Origin of the sequence: Reyranella aquatilis, from assembly GCF_020880995.1 — a bacterium.
Classification (GTDB): Bacteria; Pseudomonadota; Alphaproteobacteria; order Reyranellales; family Reyranellaceae; genus Reyranella; species Reyranella aquatilis.
On the sequence record NZ_JAJISD010000001.1, the window covers coordinates 350424 to 364435 of the forward strand.

General features: G+C 66.9%; 17 protein-coding genes. 14 read left to right on the forward strand and 3 right to left on the reverse strand.

The window, feature by feature from the left end:
• Window positions 1-81: 81 nt before the first annotated feature.
• Genes hisI through LJ725_RS01605 form a run of 3 tightly spaced genes read left to right on the forward strand, consistent with a single transcriptional unit; the run spans window position 82 to window position 2159 of the window.
• On the forward strand, window positions 82-495 hold the full coding sequence (gene hisI, locus LJ725_RS01595; RefSeq protein WP_230548866.1) for a phosphoribosyl-AMP cyclohydrolase: 414 nt from the start codon (window positions 82-84) through the stop codon (window positions 493-495).
• Window positions 492-968: a hypothetical protein gene (locus LJ725_RS01600; protein ID WP_230548867.1), complete on the forward strand. Its 477-nt coding sequence runs from the start codon at window positions 492-494 to the stop codon at window positions 966-968. The genes hisI and LJ725_RS01600 overlap by 4 nt, the downstream gene beginning before the upstream one ends.
• Before the next feature lie 15 nt (window positions 969-983).
• Entirely contained in the window at window positions 984-2159 is a 1176-nt protein-coding gene (locus tag LJ725_RS01605; RefSeq protein ID WP_230548868.1) for an MFS transporter, read from the forward strand.
• A 19-nt stretch (window positions 2160-2178) separates the two neighbouring features.
• Here LJ725_RS01605 and LJ725_RS01610 read toward each other — a convergent pair whose 3' ends face one another.
• Window positions 2179-3705 (reverse strand): M81 family metallopeptidase, encoded by a 1527-nt coding sequence (locus LJ725_RS01610; RefSeq protein WP_230548869.1) that lies wholly within the window; start codon window positions 3703-3705, stop codon window positions 2179-2181.
• A 78-nt stretch (window positions 3706-3783) separates the two neighbouring features.
• Between LJ725_RS01610 and LJ725_RS01615 the strand changes: the two genes are divergently transcribed.
• The 5 genes from LJ725_RS01615 (at window position 3784) to LJ725_RS01635 (ending at window position 7616) form a co-directional block, all read left to right on the forward strand.
• Window positions 3784-4191 carry a hypothetical protein gene (locus tag LJ725_RS01615; RefSeq protein WP_230548870.1) on the forward strand — a complete coding sequence of 136 codons (408 nt, stop codon included), beginning with the start codon at window positions 3784-3786 and terminating at the stop codon, window positions 4189-4191.
• Window positions 4192-4303: 112 nt separating this feature from the next.
• On the forward strand, window positions 4304-5782 hold the full coding sequence (locus LJ725_RS01620; protein WP_230548871.1) for a sensor histidine kinase: 1479 nt from the start codon (window positions 4304-4306) through the stop codon (window positions 5780-5782).
• A 9-nt stretch (window positions 5783-5791) separates the two neighbouring features.
• Window positions 5792-6232: a response regulator gene (locus LJ725_RS01625; protein WP_068199260.1), complete on the forward strand. Its 441-nt coding sequence runs from the start codon at window positions 5792-5794 to the stop codon at window positions 6230-6232.
• A gap of 2 nt (window positions 6233-6234) precedes the next feature.
• Entirely contained in the window at window positions 6235-7269 is a 1035-nt protein-coding gene (locus LJ725_RS01630) for a histidine kinase dimerization/phosphoacceptor domain -containing protein (RefSeq protein WP_230548872.1), read from the forward strand.
• A 20-nt stretch (window positions 7270-7289) separates the two neighbouring features.
• Complete coding sequence (locus LJ725_RS01635) at window positions 7290-7616, forward strand: hypothetical protein (protein WP_230548873.1); 327 nt, start codon at window positions 7290-7292, stop codon at window positions 7614-7616.
• Window positions 7617-7619: 3 nt separating this feature from the next.
• On the opposite strand, the gene LJ725_RS01640 is transcribed toward LJ725_RS01635, so the two are convergent.
• Together LJ725_RS01640 and LJ725_RS01645 are read right to left on the reverse strand one after the other, a co-directional pair.
• Window positions 7620-8507, reverse strand: coding sequence for an NAD(P)-dependent oxidoreductase (locus LJ725_RS01640; protein WP_230548874.1), 888 nt, complete (start codon window positions 8505-8507; stop codon window positions 7620-7622).
• A gap of 1 nt (window position 8508) precedes the next feature.
• The gene (locus tag LJ725_RS01645; RefSeq protein ID WP_230548875.1) at window positions 8509-8838 is read right to left on the reverse strand and encodes a DHCW motif cupin fold protein; all 330 of its coding nucleotides are present in this window, start codon (window positions 8836-8838) and stop codon (window positions 8509-8511) included.
• A gap of 110 nt (window positions 8839-8948) precedes the next feature.
• On the opposite strand from LJ725_RS01645, the gene mdcA reads away from it, so the two are divergent.
• The 6 genes from mdcA to mdcB are packed head-to-tail and all read left to right on the forward strand — an operon-like array spanning window position 8949 to window position 14011.
• Complete coding sequence (gene mdcA / locus LJ725_RS01650) at window positions 8949-10598, forward strand: malonate decarboxylase subunit alpha (RefSeq protein ID WP_230548876.1); 1650 nt, start codon at window positions 8949-8951, stop codon at window positions 10596-10598.
• Between the two features lie 11 nt (window positions 10599-10609).
• Window positions 10610-10933, forward strand: a complete 324-nt coding sequence (gene mdcC / locus LJ725_RS01655; RefSeq protein ID WP_230548877.1) for a malonate decarboxylase acyl carrier protein — start codon at window positions 10610-10612, stop codon at window positions 10931-10933.
• Complete coding sequence (locus tag LJ725_RS01660) at window positions 10930-11805, forward strand: biotin-independent malonate decarboxylase subunit beta (protein ID WP_230548878.1); 876 nt, start codon at window positions 10930-10932, stop codon at window positions 11803-11805. The genes mdcC and LJ725_RS01660 overlap by 4 nt, the downstream gene beginning before the upstream one ends.
• 3 nt (window positions 11806-11808) lie before the next feature.
• Window positions 11809-12549 carry a biotin-independent malonate decarboxylase subunit gamma gene (locus LJ725_RS01665; protein WP_230548879.1) on the forward strand — a complete coding sequence of 247 codons (741 nt, stop codon included), beginning with the start codon at window positions 11809-11811 and terminating at the stop codon, window positions 12547-12549.
• The gene (mdcG, locus tag LJ725_RS01670) at window positions 12546-13181 is read left to right on the forward strand and encodes a malonate decarboxylase holo-[acyl-carrier-protein] synthase (RefSeq protein ID WP_230548880.1); all 636 of its coding nucleotides are present in this window, start codon (window positions 12546-12548) and stop codon (window positions 13179-13181) included. The genes LJ725_RS01665 and mdcG overlap by 4 nt, the downstream gene beginning before the upstream one ends.
• A complete protein-coding gene (gene mdcB / locus LJ725_RS01675) occupies window positions 13178-14011 on the forward strand; it encodes a triphosphoribosyl-dephospho-CoA synthase MdcB (RefSeq protein ID WP_230548881.1) in 834 nt (277 codons plus the stop codon). The genes mdcG and mdcB overlap by 4 nt, the downstream gene beginning before the upstream one ends.
• Window position 14012 lies beyond the last annotated feature (1 nt).

A 14012-nucleotide genomic window follows, 5' to 3' on the forward strand; every position in this document is an offset into this window, starting at 1 on the left:
TTGCCAACCGAGTACCCGCCGATTATACGCGCCGTTCCTTCCGGAGGCCAAGGCTCGCCCCCATCCCGCAGCGGTGCCCCAATGACGACCCCGACGACCTACCAACAGCCCGAAATCGACGCCGCCCTCGCCGTCATCAAGTTCGACGCACAGGGGCTCGTGCCCGCCATCGCCCAGCAGCACGATACGGGCGAGATCCTGATGATGGCCTGGATGGACCGCGGCGCCGTCGCGGAGACGATGCGCACGGGTCGTGCATGCTACTGGTCGCGCTCGCGCAAGGCGCCCTGGCGCAAGGGCGACACCTCGGGTCACATCCAGACCCTGGTCGAACTGCGCATCGATTGCGACGGCGACACGCTGCTGGCGCTGGTCGACCAGACCGGCGTCGCCTGCCACACCGGGCGGCACAACTGCTTCTTCCGCGCGATCCGCGACGGTGTGCTCGCAGAGATCGCTCCCATCGAGATCGACATGGAGAAGGACAAGGTTTGAGCAAGCTCTCATCGACGCGCCGCGGCTTCCTCCTCTCGGCGTCTCTCCTGCCGCTCGTCGCCTGCGCCCCTCCTCCCTCGGCGCCCCGTCACACGCTCTCGCTGCGCGGCGACCGCCTGGTCGCCCTGATCCAGAGGACCGGCAAGGACAACATGACCGCGCCCGAGGCCTTCGCGCTGATGGGCATCACGAACGAGGGCCGCGACATCCCGGTTCGCCAGCTCGCCGACGACGGTCCGGACGGCCGCTACGTCGTGAACCTGGTGAACATCCGCAAGATCCACGAGTTCGTCTTCCAGCGCCGCCAGGGCGACGTGCTGGTGCTGCATTCCGCCGACACGGCCTTCAAGCGCTTGCAGAGCGTCCGCTATGCCCGCAACGGCAAGCCGTCGATCATCACCGACACTGCATTCGCCGAACGAGATTTCCAGGAGCAGATCGCCTTTTGGTTCGCCCGTATCCCGGGCCGGTAGTAATGTGACGGCGAGATGACAATCGCTGTCTCTTCGCCGACCACGACCGCCCGCCGCACCCTCGCCGTCTGCGGCGGCGCCCATGCCCTGCATGACGGCTTCACCGATCTGCTCAACGTGCTCTACCCGCTGCTGCAGTCGCAGTTCGGCCTGAGCTACGGTGCCATCGGAGCCCTCAAGACCTGCTATTCCGGGGCGATGGCCACGGGCCAGATCCCGTCGGGCCTGCTGGCCGAGCGCTTCGGCGGCGTGCGTATCCTCGCCCTTGGCACGCTGATGATTGCGGGCGGATACGCGCTCGCGGGCCTGAGCGGCTCGCTCTACGGGGTGATCGCCGGACTGATTCTGGCGGGTATCGGCGCCAGCACCCAGCATCCGATCGGCTCCAGCCTCGTGGCCGCCGCCTATCACGGTCCCCGCTCGCGCACCGCGCTCGGCACCTACAATTTCACCGGCGACGTCGGGAAGGTGCTGCTGCCCGCCCTCTTCGCGCTGGTCGCTGCGGCGCTCGGCTGGCAGCAGGCGCTCGTCGTGATGGCTGCCCTCGCCGTCGTCGGTGCGGGGATCATCATCGCGTCGCTGAAGCCCATCGTGATGCACGGCAAGGCCGAGCCGTCGAAGGCGGTCGCGGGCCAAGACCGACCCTGGGCCTACTGGCTGCTTTTCTCGATCCACATCGCCGACGACCTGGTGCGCACCGGCTTCCTGATCTTCCTGCCGTTCCTGCTCCGCAACAAGGGCGCCGACCTGCCCACCATCGGCCTTGGCCTGTCGCTGCTCTTCGCGGGTGGTGCGGCGGGCAAGCTCGTGATGGGCTGGGTGGGCCAGAAGCTCGGCGTCGTGCCCTCGGTCCTGCTGACCGAGATCGCCACGACGCTCCTCATCCTCGCGGCCCTGCCGCTGCCACTCGACTATGCGCTGCTGTTGCTGCCGGCCGTCGGGCTGATGCTTAACGGCACCTCGTCGGTGCTCTACGGCACGATCCCGGAGTTCGTCAGTCCGGAGCGGCGGACCAAGGCTTTCGCCGTCTTCTATACCGGCGGCTCCGTCGCCGGCGCGACGGGCCCCTTGCTGTTCGGGCTGCTGGGCGACTTGATCGGCCTGACGACGGCTCTCGTCGCCGTTTCCTGCGTCGCCCTCACCACGGTACCGATGGTGTGGGCGCTGCGTCCTGCCTTCGCGGACGACTGAGCCAGCCAGGCGCCGGCCGTCAGGCCCCCTGCCAGACCGGTCCCATCGGCTTCAAGCGGATCCCCTTGCGCAGGTGCTTGTAGGGCATGTCGACCGGATCGGTGATGTGCGCGCCGGTCGAGCGCACGACCAGGATCGTCTCGGCGATAGGCTGGAAGTCGGCGCGAAAATGCACCGTCGATTTCAGCCCGAGGATCGGCACCTGCGAGGGTTCGACGCCGACGGCGCGGAACATCTCCTGGTCGGCCGCCTGCACGCGCTTGCAGGCCAGCACGGCCGATACGCCCGAGGCTTCGTCGGTGACGAGGGCCATCGGTCCGATCTGGAACTTCGCGCCGCCGTAGAACGGGCCCGTGCCGGTGAAGACTCCGCTGCCGATCTTGACCACGCGCCAGTCGGCCTCGACCGGCTTCTCGCCGCCATAGCCGACCACCGCGCCGATGCCGCGGCGCATGACGTTGCCCTCGCCCGTCTCGACCGCGGCCTTCGCCGAGCCCTCGTCGACGATCATGCCGATGACCGCACCCTTGGCTTTGTGACGCATCAGGGCCGCCAGCAGACCGATCGTGTCGGAGGTGCCGCCGGCGCCGGGATTGTCCTGTACGTCGGCGAGAACGACAGGCCTGCTCGCGTTCTTCGACAGTTCGATGGCGCGCAGCGCGGCCTGGTCGGGATCGAGCAGCTCGCCGTCGAAGGCCTTCTCCTGCGCCTTCACCGTCGCGGCGAGCTTGTCGGCGGCCGCCTCGACCGCTTCCTTGTCGTGGCCGTAGACGACCAGCGCCGGTCCGCACTGCGCGATGTCGGCGGGCGGGAAACCCGGCGTGTGCGTGACGCTGACGATACCCTGGTTGTGACTCTTCTCGCCGGCCTCGAGTTCGCCCACGAGCTCGAAGATGCCTTTGGCCGGTTCGATGAAGGTGCACTGCCAGACCAGGGGGATCAGGAAATCGAGCTGGCGATAGGCGCGATAGACCGGCCGTTTCTCGCGCAGCAGCTTGTCGAGAAGTTCGATGGCGCGCTTGCCCGTCACGGCCATGTCGACGTGGGGATAGGTTCGATACCCGACCAACGCCGTGGCGAGCTTGGCCATTTCGGGCGTGAGGTTGGCGTGATAGTCGAGGCTCGCCACGATCGGCAGCTCTTCACCCACGATCCCACGGATGCGCCTCAGCAGTTCGCCCTCACCGTCCTCGGTGTTTTCCGCGACCATTGCGCCGTGCAGATCCAGGTAGATGGCGTCGAACGGTCCGTGCTTCTTCAGATCCTCATCGAACAGCGCCCACATTCTCTCGAAAGCATCTTCCGTCACGTAGGATGCCGGCGCCGCGGCCGCCCAGGCCAGCGGCACGATCTCGTGGCCGAGTTCGGCCAGCTTCTTCACCGCGCCCGCGATGGGTATGTTAAAGCCTTCCACGCCAGGGATCATTTCGGCGCCGCGCAGCAGCGGCGGCCAGGCGTCGGCCCGTACGAACTCCTCCCAGGTCGCCTGCTGCGGCGCAAAAGTGTTCGTCTCGTGCTGAAAGCCGCCAACCGCGATACGCGCCATCCCGTCTCTCCCAAGAACTCCGTTAGGGGTCGGACCATATCACTGAATTCCGGCCACGACGCGCCTGCGAGGCAGCGAATGCCCAGCACCGGCGTCGCGACCGGCATGAGCAGCCTTTCCTGGCCGTCCTTCCTCAAGAACTTCCCCAGCGGACATCTCGTCGTCGCCGTCGCGGTGGATGTTGGCGCCGACGAAATCGGCAGTCGCCGGTTGCGCGGCCTTCGCGATCTGTTGCGCCAAGTCGTTGGTGGTTTGAGCTTGCGCGGTGCCTTCGCTCTCACGGTATCGCGCGCCGCGGGATTTCCTGAGATTTTGTGTGCATTCGAGGTCGAATCCGACGCGAGGCTTTTGACCAGGTTGGTTCGTGCCCGGATAGCCGAAGGCTATCCCGGCTTCGCGTCGCAGTATGTCTTTCGTCTCGACGACCCACTTGAGGCTGCGCTGAGAGCCGGCCGCTGGAGCAACGGCGACATAGACCAGCGCTGAATGCGCACGATCGACGATCTTGCGTGTACGCGATGAATCCTTCTCGTACTATCGCGCCGACATCCGAACGCCTGCGGGCGTCCCCACACCCCCTGCGAATTCCGTTCATCCAATGCCTCTGTTCAGTTCCGCGTTTGCGCGCCGCACGATTGCTTTCCTTGCCGCGGGTGTGCTGGCCCTGTTGGCGATCGTCGGCGCATCGGCATGGCTATCGGTGCGCACGGCGCAGCACGCCGAAGCGGCTGTCGTCGAGCGCCAGATTCGCTCGCTCGCGACGAGCCTGTTGGCCGCCACACTCGATGCGGAAACCGGCCAGCGTGGCTTCCTTCTCACGGGAGAACCGCGCTATCTCGGCCCGTTCGAGCGCGCCCAGCCTCGTCTGCGCAGCGATCTTGCATCCCTGCGAACACTGCTTGCCGACGATCCCCGGCAGACCGCGATTCTCAACGATATTTCGGGCGTCCTCGACCAGAAGATGACCGAATTGAACGAGACCATCGAGATGGCCAAGTCCGGACGGCGCGACGACGCCCTCCAGATCGTGCGCTCCGATCGCGGGCGACTGCTCATGGAACGCGCGCGAGTCCAGCTGGGTATCCTAAACGCCAACGCCGAGGGACGCGTCACGCTGCGGCTGCAGGAAGTAAATGACGGCGCCGAGCTCCTGACCTGGGTCACGGCCGCCGGCAGTCTCCTGATCCTGCTGTTCGCGGCCGGCGCCTCCTGGACGGTGGTTCAGTACACGCGCCAGCTGGTCGCAGCCCGCGTCGAACTGCAGGGACTGAATGCCAGCCTCGAGGAACGGGTGGTCGAGCGTACCGAAGCGCTGACGCGTGCCAACGAGGAAATCCAGCGTTTTGCCTACATCGTCAGTCACGATCTGCGTTCGCCCCTGGTCAACATCATGGGATTCACCAGCGAACTCGAGGCCGCGATGAAGACGGTCGGCCCCTACGTGGCGGGCGACGAAAGCCTGGCCACCAAAGCGAGACTGGCGACTGAAGAGGACATTCCCGAGGCGCTGCGTTTCATTCGCGCCTCGACCGGCAAGATGGACGGGCTGATCAACGCCATCCTCAAGCTCTCGCGCGAGGGCCGGCGCGAACTGCGGGCCGAGCCCATCAACCTGGTGACCCTCTTCGAGAACGCCGCCGCGAGCGTTCGACATCAAACGGAAGAAGTCGGTGCGGAAATTTCCACGCCGTCAACGGCGCCATCACTGGTGAGTGACCGGCTGGCGGTCGAGCAGGTCATCGGCAACGTGGTCGACAACGCCGTGAAGTACCTGGCGCGCGACCGCCCCGGGCGCATCGTCATCACGGCGGGCGAAACGGCGCGTCGCGTGCACATAGACATCACCGACAACGGCCGAGGCATCGCGGAGCAGGATCACGAGCGTATCTTCGAACTGTTCCGGCGGGCCGGCGCTCAGGACCGTCCTGGCGAAGGCATCGGGCTTGCGCATGTTCGCGCCCTCGTGCGACGGCTGGGCGGCGACATCACCGTACAGTCCGAACTTGGTCGCGGCTCGACCTTTCGGATAGATTTGCCGAGGCGGCTGAGGCTCAACGACAACTCGAAGACAAGGTAGAGGCGGCGAATGAACGCAAAGCCCGTATCCATCGTCATGGTCGAAGACGACGAAGGCCATGCAAGACTGATCGAGCGCAACATCCGTCGCGCCGGGGTCAACAACGAGATCGTCGCCTTCAAGGACGGCACGTCCGCGCTCGCCTACCTGCTGGGCGCCGACGGCAGCGGCGAGGAAAGCAGCGCACGCTCCTTGCTGATCCTGCTCGACCTCAACCTGCCCGACATGACGGGCGTCGACATCCTGGCCAAGGTCAAGTCAAACCCGCACCTCAAGCGCTCTCCCGTCATCGTGCTCACGACGACCGACGACCAGCGCGAGATCAAGCGCTGCTACGACCTCGGCGCCAACGTCTACATCACCAAGCCGGTGAACTACGAGAGTTTCGCCAATGCCATCCAGCAGCTCGGCCTCTTCCTGTCCGTGATGCAGGTTCCGGCAACCGAGTGACGATGGAGCAGGTCCGGGTCCTCTACATCGACGACGATGCGGGTATCGGCCGGCTGGTGGAGCGCGCGCTGGCGCCGCACGGGATCTCCATCCATCATGTCGGCTCCGGCGAGGAGGGACTGAAGCTTCTCGAGACCGAAAAATTCCACGCCATCGCACTCGATCACAACCTGACCAACGAGACCGGCCTAGACGTGCTGGCCCGGATCCAGCGCGTCACGGTCGACCTGCCGGTGGTCTATGTGACCGGCTCGGAGGATGCGCGCGTCGCCGTGGCCGCCCTCAAGGCCGGTGCCGCCGACTATGTCTGGAAGGACGTGCAGGGCCATTTCCGCGAGCTGCTCGGCGCGGCGATCCGGTCGGCCCTGCAGCAGCAGCGGATGAAGGCAGAGGCCGAGGAAGCCCAGCGCACGATCCGCGAGGAACGTGACCGCGCCGAGCTGCTGCTGCACGAGGTCAACCATCGCGTCGCCAATTCCCTGGCCCTCGTCGCTTCCCTCGCCCGCCTGCAGGCCAACGCCGTGCAGGACGAGGCCGCGCGCAGCGCGCTGCAGGAGATGCAGGCCCGGATCATGGCGGTCGCCGGCATCCATCGCCGCCTCTACACCTCGTCGGACGTGCGCATCGTCGAGCTTGGCTCCTACCTGATGAGCCTGGTCGATGAGCTGAGCGCGGCCATCGACGCCGCGGACAAGAAGAACGTGGTGGCCCTGCATGCCGATGCCGACATTCGCGTGCCGACCGACAAGGCAGTGTCGATCGGCGTCATCGTCACCGAGCTCCTGACCAACGCCTACAAGTACGCCTACCCCGCCGGCATGCGCGGCGAGATCCGCGTGATTCTCCAGAAGCTCGGCGAGGACACGGTATCGCTCGCGGTCGAGGACGACGGGGTGGGGTGGAAGGGCACCGGCACGACCCAGGGCACAGGGCTGGGCACGCGCGTCGTCACGGCCATGGCGGCCAATCTCCAGTCCAAGGTCGAGTACGACAGCGGCGTGGAGGGCACGCGCGCCAGCTTCCGCTTCCGGATCTAGCCACCAACCGGCAGGAGCAGATGCCCAAGCCGCTCCGCACCGCCCTGTTCTCACTCTGGCTTCTGCTTTCCGCCGGCGCCTGCGGCCCACCCGGCCCCTGGCAGAAGCCGGGTGCCGACGCGGCCACGGTTTCCGCCGATCTCGTATCCTGCCGGCGGGCCGCAAAGGACGAAGCCGACCGGCTTTACGTCTTCAGCTTTCCATTTCCCTATCCGCTGGGATGGAACGGCGGCCGTCAGATCGGCTACCTCGAATGGCAGCAGCGCTTCGAGGCGTTCAAGTCCTACGAGGAGAGCCGGCTCGCCAACATCTGCATGACCGAGCGCGGTTACAGGGCGGCAGCGTAACGGCTACGCCTTGCCGGTCGCGTCCTCGATCGCCCTGAGCAGGACCGGCCAGTATTCCTCGCCATGACCCAGCTCCACGGCGCGCTCCATAACCTCGCGCGCCACGTCGGCGCCGAGGGCCGGAATCTTGGCCTGTTCCGCCATGTCGATGGCGTAACTCAGGTCCTTCAGCGCGTACTTCGTGGAAAATGCGCGCTCGGGAAAGACGCCCGGAAGCAGCGCCTTCATGCCGTGATTGCGCAGCGCGAACGAGTCCGCGGAGCCCTTGGTGAGGGTCTCGAACAGGATCTTGCCGTCGACTCCGTTGGCGCGCGCGATCGACAGCCCCTCGGCCAGCGCCACCACCGTCTGGAACAGGATCATGTTGTTCAGGATCTTCACGGTCTGCCCGGCCCCGACATCGCCGCAATGCGTGACCTCGCTCGCCATGTGGCGCAGCAACGGCTCGATGCGCTCGAAGGTGGGCTGCGTGGCCCCGACCATGATGGACAGCGTGCCGTCGATCGCAGCCTGCCGGGTCCGCGCCACCGGCGCGTCGGCGAAGGCCGCCGCCTTTCCCTGGAACTCCTCGTAGAGCCTGCGCGCGAGCAGCGGCGGTGCGGTGCTGAGATCGACCACCGTCCAGCCGAGCTTGGCCCGGGAAACGAGACCGCCTGCCCCGAGGCAGACCTGCTCGACTTCCTTTCCACCCGGCAGGGACAGAAAGATCGTGCGACAGGTGTCCCCGATCTCTTCGACCGACGCTGCCTTCACGCCGTCGGCCGCCAAGCGCTTCAGCGGCGCCTCGTCCCGATCGGACGCCAGCACGGTGAGCCCGCTCTTGCGCGCAAGATTGCGGCACATGGGTTCGCCCATCGTGCCGACGCCGATAAATCCGATCAGGTCCGTCATGTCAGTCCACTATGAAGAGTTTGGCGCCGACGTCCGTGCGCGAACGATGGCCAAGCGTATTGTCGGCCACCTGGTAGCTCTGGCCCTGCTTCAGCTCGACCGTGGTGCCGTCGGCCAGCTCCGTCGACAGTGCGCCCTCGAGCACCAGCAGGATGTGCCCCTTCTGGCACCAGTGATCGGCAAGATAACCCGGCGTGTACTCGACCATCCGCACACGGATGTTGTTGAATGTCCGAGTCCGCCAGAACGCCTTGCCGGTCTCGCCCGGATGCTCCGTGCGCTCGACGCTGTCCCAGTCGGTCGTGCCGAAGGGTATTTCAAACATCAACATGCTTCGCTCTACCACGCTTCGTTTGATTGCAAAAACCGGCCGACGCCGCAGCCTCCCAGATGATGCGTCGGGGCATTGACCCCCAGCAACGGATAGACGAAAAAGACAACATGATCACTGCAAAATCGGCAACGCGCCGTCAGAACAAAGCCCAGCGGATCGAGCGCGTGGGCAAGCTGGCCCGCGGCAAGTTCGTGAGCCCGGACAAGGTGCCCGAGATCCTCCGGCGCATCATCGAACCGGGCGACATCCTCTGCCTCGAGGGCGACAACCAGAAGCAGGCGGACTTCCTCGCCAACCAGCTGGCCACGCTGGAGAAGAAGGACCTGCGCGACATCCACCTCGTGATGTCCTGCATCACCCTGCCGGCCCATATCGAGCTCTTCAAGAAGGGCATGATCAAGCAGGTCGACTTCTGCTACGCCGGCCCGCAGGGCGGCGCCGTCGCCGATCTCGTCAAGGCGAAGAAGTTCCCCGTCGGCGCCATCCACACCTACAACGAACTCTACGCGCGCTATTACATCGACCTCACGCCGCGGGTCGCTCTCATCGCCGCCCCCAAGGCCGATCGCAAGGGCAACCTGTTCCTCGCGGCCAACACCGAGGAGACGCCCGCGATCGTCGAGCCGACGGCCTTCTCCGACGGCATCGTCTTCGCCCAGGTGAACGAGATCGTCGACAAGCTGCCGCGCATCGACATTCCGGCCGACCAGGTCGATCTCGTGGTCGAAGCGCCCTACCCCATGCACCTGCAGGCGCTCTTCACGCGCGATCCCGCCGCCATCACCGACGTGCAGGTGCTGATGGCGATGGTCGCGCTGCGTGGCATCTACGAGAAGTACGAGGTTCAGTCGCTGAACCATGGCGTCGGTTTCAACACGGCCGCCATCGAGCTGCTGCTGCCGACCTACGGCGAGCGGCTCGGCCTCAAGGGCAAGATCTGCAAGTACTGGATGGTCAACCCGCTGCCGACCCTGATTCCCGCGATCGAGTCGGGCTGGGTCGAGAGCGTCTTCGCCGTCGGCGGCGAGGTCGGCATGGAACGTTACACCGCCGCCCGCTCCGACGTGTTCTTCACCGGCCGCGACGGCAGCTTCCATTCCAACCGCGCGATGGGCCAGCTCGCCGGACACTACGCCATCGACATGTTCATCGGCGCGTCGCTGCAGATCGACATCAACGGCAACTCCTCGACCGTCTCGAAGAACCGCATCACCGGCTTCGGCGGCGCGCCCAACATGGGCTGTCAGCCGACCGGCCGCCGCCATCCGACCAAGGCATGGCTCAAGGCCGGCGCGGAAGCCAATCCCGGCCCCGGCTCGCCCCCCGGCCGCAAGCTCGTGGTCCAGATGGTCGAGACCTTCCAGGCCGGCCGCGTGCCGACCTTCGTCGAGGAACTCGACGCGTCGGACCCGAGCATTCGCAAGGCATTGCACGGCGTCACGCCGGTGATGATCTACGGCGACGACGTCACGCACATCGTTACCGAGGAAGGCATCGCCAATCTCGCGGCCTGCCGCTCCGTCGCGGAGCGGCAGGCAGCGATCCGAGCGGTCGCCGGCTACACGCCGGTCGGACTGAAGCGCAAGAAGCGCGAGACCGAGGACCTGCGGGCCCGTGGCATCGTCCAGTTGCCCGAGGATGTCGGTGTGCGCCCGTCCGAGGCGAGCCGCAGCCTGCTGGCCACGCAGGACATCAAGGGCCTGGTCCGTTGGTCCAACGGCCTCTACGACCCGCCCTCGCAATTCGTCGACTGGTAGGACCCGCCATTATGGAAAAGTTCACCAAGGCTTTCCCGTCGAAGCCGCTGCCCACCAAGACGGCCAAGCCGTGGGCGCTCGCGGGTGTCGTGGGCTCCGGCAACCTGGAAGTCCTGCTGGAAAGCGGCGGCCGGCCGAAGGACGCGATGGAGTGCCACGTCGAGACCTCGATCCCGGGCTACAAGGCGTCGTGGCTCGCGGCCCTCGCCGATTTCGCCCACCACTATCCGGCCGGCGGCACGAAGGTCACGATCAACGATCAGGGCGCACCGCCCGTGCTCGTCACTCTCCGCCTCCGCCAGGCCTACGACCATCTGACCAAGGGCGACAAATGAGCGGCGTACTCTTCCACGAACAGACTGCACGCCAGCGCATCGCCGCGCTCGCCGACGCAGGCTCCTTCGTCGAGCTGCTGGCGCCGCCGGAGCGGATCACCAGCCCCTATCTCGCACAGCTCGGCATCCCGGTGTCGTTCGACGACGGCATCGTGATCGGCCATGCGAAGATCGGCGGCAAGAAGGTGTACCTGGCTGCCCAGGTCGGCCAGTTCGTCGGCGGCGCCGTCGGCGAGATCCACGGCGCCAAGCTGACCGGCCTGTTCAAGGCGGCGGCGCGCGACAGGGTGCCCTGCATCCTGCTCGTCGAGAGCGGCGGCGTGCGGCTGCACGAAGGCTCGGCCGGCGAGATCGCCATCGCCGAGACGATGAGGGCGATCTTCGAATGCCGAGCCCTGAAGGTTCCGACCATCGCCGTCATCGCCACCGACATCGGCGCCTATGGCGGCATCGGCATCCTGTCGACCTGCTGTGACCACCGGATCATGACCGAGCACGGGCGCCTGGGCATTTCCGGCCCGATCGTCATCGAGAAGTGGATGGGCAAGAAGGCCTACAATTCGGCCGACCGCGCCCTGGTATGGAAGACGAGCGGCGGCAAGACCAAGTACCTGCTGGGCGACGCCGACGCGCTGGTGCACGACGCGCCCGAAGCCGTGCGCGACGCGCTCACGAAGCTCATCGGCAAGTCGAAGCCGGTAAACCTCGGCTCGGTGAAGGCGCGCCAGAAGGAGCTGCAGAACCGGCTGAAGCGGTTCGGCGCGACCGACGATCCCAATGTCGTGTGGAAGGGCATGGGCGTGCGCAACATCGAAGCCGCCTCGCTGGCCTCTGGCCCCGAGTTCGCCGCTCTCGCCAAGCGTGGGAAGTAGGCCATGAAGAAACCGACCCCGAAGAAGACATCCGCCCGCGCCGTGCTCGCGCGCCTGTTCGGTGCCTCCGCCAAGGCCATCGCCATCGAGAAGTCGGTGCTGACCGGCTACGCCTCGGTCGGCGGCGGCAAGGTCTGCGTCATCGGTACCAGCAACGGCACCTACATCGACAACGAAGCCGCGCTGCGTCTCGCCGCGCACGTGATCGACTGCATCGAAAAGAATCCCAAGACGCCGATCGTCATGCTGGTCGACAGCGCCGGCCAGGAGCCCAACCGGGTCGCCGAGATGCTGGGCCTCGCCAGCTATTTCGGCCATCTCCTGTCGTGCCTCGAACTGGCGCGGCGCAAGGGCCACAAGCTCATCACCGTCGCGACCGGCCAGGCCGTGGGCGGCGCCTTTCTCTGTTACGGCATGTTCGCCGACCGCATCTATGCGCTCGACTCGGCCACGGTCGGGCTGATGCCGATCTCCGCCATGTCGGCTGTGACGAAGATCCCGGCGGCCGTTCTCCAGAAGCTGTCGAAGACCATGCCGTCGCTGGAATTCGGTGCGGCACCCTTCGCGCTTCTGGGCGGCGTCGAAGCCGTCTGGTCGGCCAAGGACGACGTGCAGGCCAAGCTTGAGCAGGCGATCGCGACCGCGACATCGGAGGACAACCGCGCCGAGCTCGGCAAGAAGCGCGGCGGCCGCAAGCTCGCCCTCGACATCCGAAAGAAGGTCCTCGCCGAATCGGCGCGATGACCGGTCTCCGACGCCACACGCTGGTCTGGCTGTCGCAGGTCCCCGAGACTGAAACCCCGGACGACCGCGCCCGGGCCATGACCTGGCACCAGGCGGGACGCCCCTTCGTCGTCACGCGCCGGCGCAACGAGGGCGCTGGTGTCGGGCTGGGATTCTGCACCACCGAGGCGGCCCATCCCGAACTGAGGCCCCGTCGCGTCGCGGCCTGGACGGACGCCGATCGCATCGTCCGGCAGGTGCGCCCGCCCGCCCTCGCCGAGATCGCGTGCTGTCCCGCGGCTCAGGCACGAGGCAGCGCCTTCGACCGTCTCGGCGCGGCCGCGACCAGCGCGGGCCTCGACATCCGCGTCTACGGAAGCTGGATGTGGCAGGCCCTGACCGGCGAGCGCCACGTTCACGAGGCCTCCGACCTCGACGTGGTGATCGACGTGCCCGGCCTCGACGTCGCCAACCGGGCGGCCGTGTTCCTCGCGCAAGAGGAGCCGGACCTCGGCCTCCGCATCGACGGCGAACTCTCCTTCCCGGGTCTCGGCGAGGTCCAGTGGCGGGAGATCCTGCAGGACCGGGACGAGGTGCTGCTGAAGTCGGTCGATACGCTGCAACTCGTGCCGCGCGCGCGCCTGAGCCGATGAGCCCGGAAGACCAGGCGCTGGCCCGCGCCGCCGTGGCGGCGATGCGCGACGAATTGCAGGCCTATCCCAAGCCCGGGCTGGTCAGCCCCATCGATTCCGGCTCCCACGACGACATGGATTTCGGCCTGATGTGCCGGTCGGCCGATTCGCTGCGGGAGCCCTTTGCCGCCCTCGCCGCCGCCGGCCGGGCGGCGCGGCGCTTCGAGGACGCGCTGATACCGATCGGCATCGAGGCGGAACGCGGGATGCTCGCGGTCACCGGTGGCGTGAACACCCATCGCGGCGCGATCTTCTCGGTCGGCCTCATGGTCGCGGCCCTCGCACGCGCGCAGGCACTCCCGGTCGGGCTCACGCCGACCGCCGTTCGTGATGTGCTGAAGGACACATGGGGCGCGTCCCTCGAAGCCCATGCGGCTCGGGACGGCGCCACCAGCCACGGCGCCGAAGTGCGTCGCCGGACGGGCCGCGACGGTGCCCGCCGGGAGGCGGCCCTCGCCTTCCCCAGCGTCTTCGAAACGGGCGTCCCCGCCTATCGTGCCGCCCGGCAGGCCGGCCTCGACGACAATGCCGCCAGCATCGAGACGCTGTTCGCGCTGATGGCGGCGGTCGACGACACGACCGTGCTCTATCGCGGCGGCCTCGAGGCAGGCGGGTTCGTGCGCCGGTCGGCCGCGGGCTTCCTGGCCGACGGCGGCTGCCGCCAGGATGGCTGGTTTGAAAAGGCGCAGAGGCTGCATCGCGCCTTCGTCGAACGAAACCTGTCGGCGGGAGGCTGCGCCGACCTGCTGGCCTGCACGCTTCTCGTCTCGCGCTGCGCGGGCGAGCCCTAGC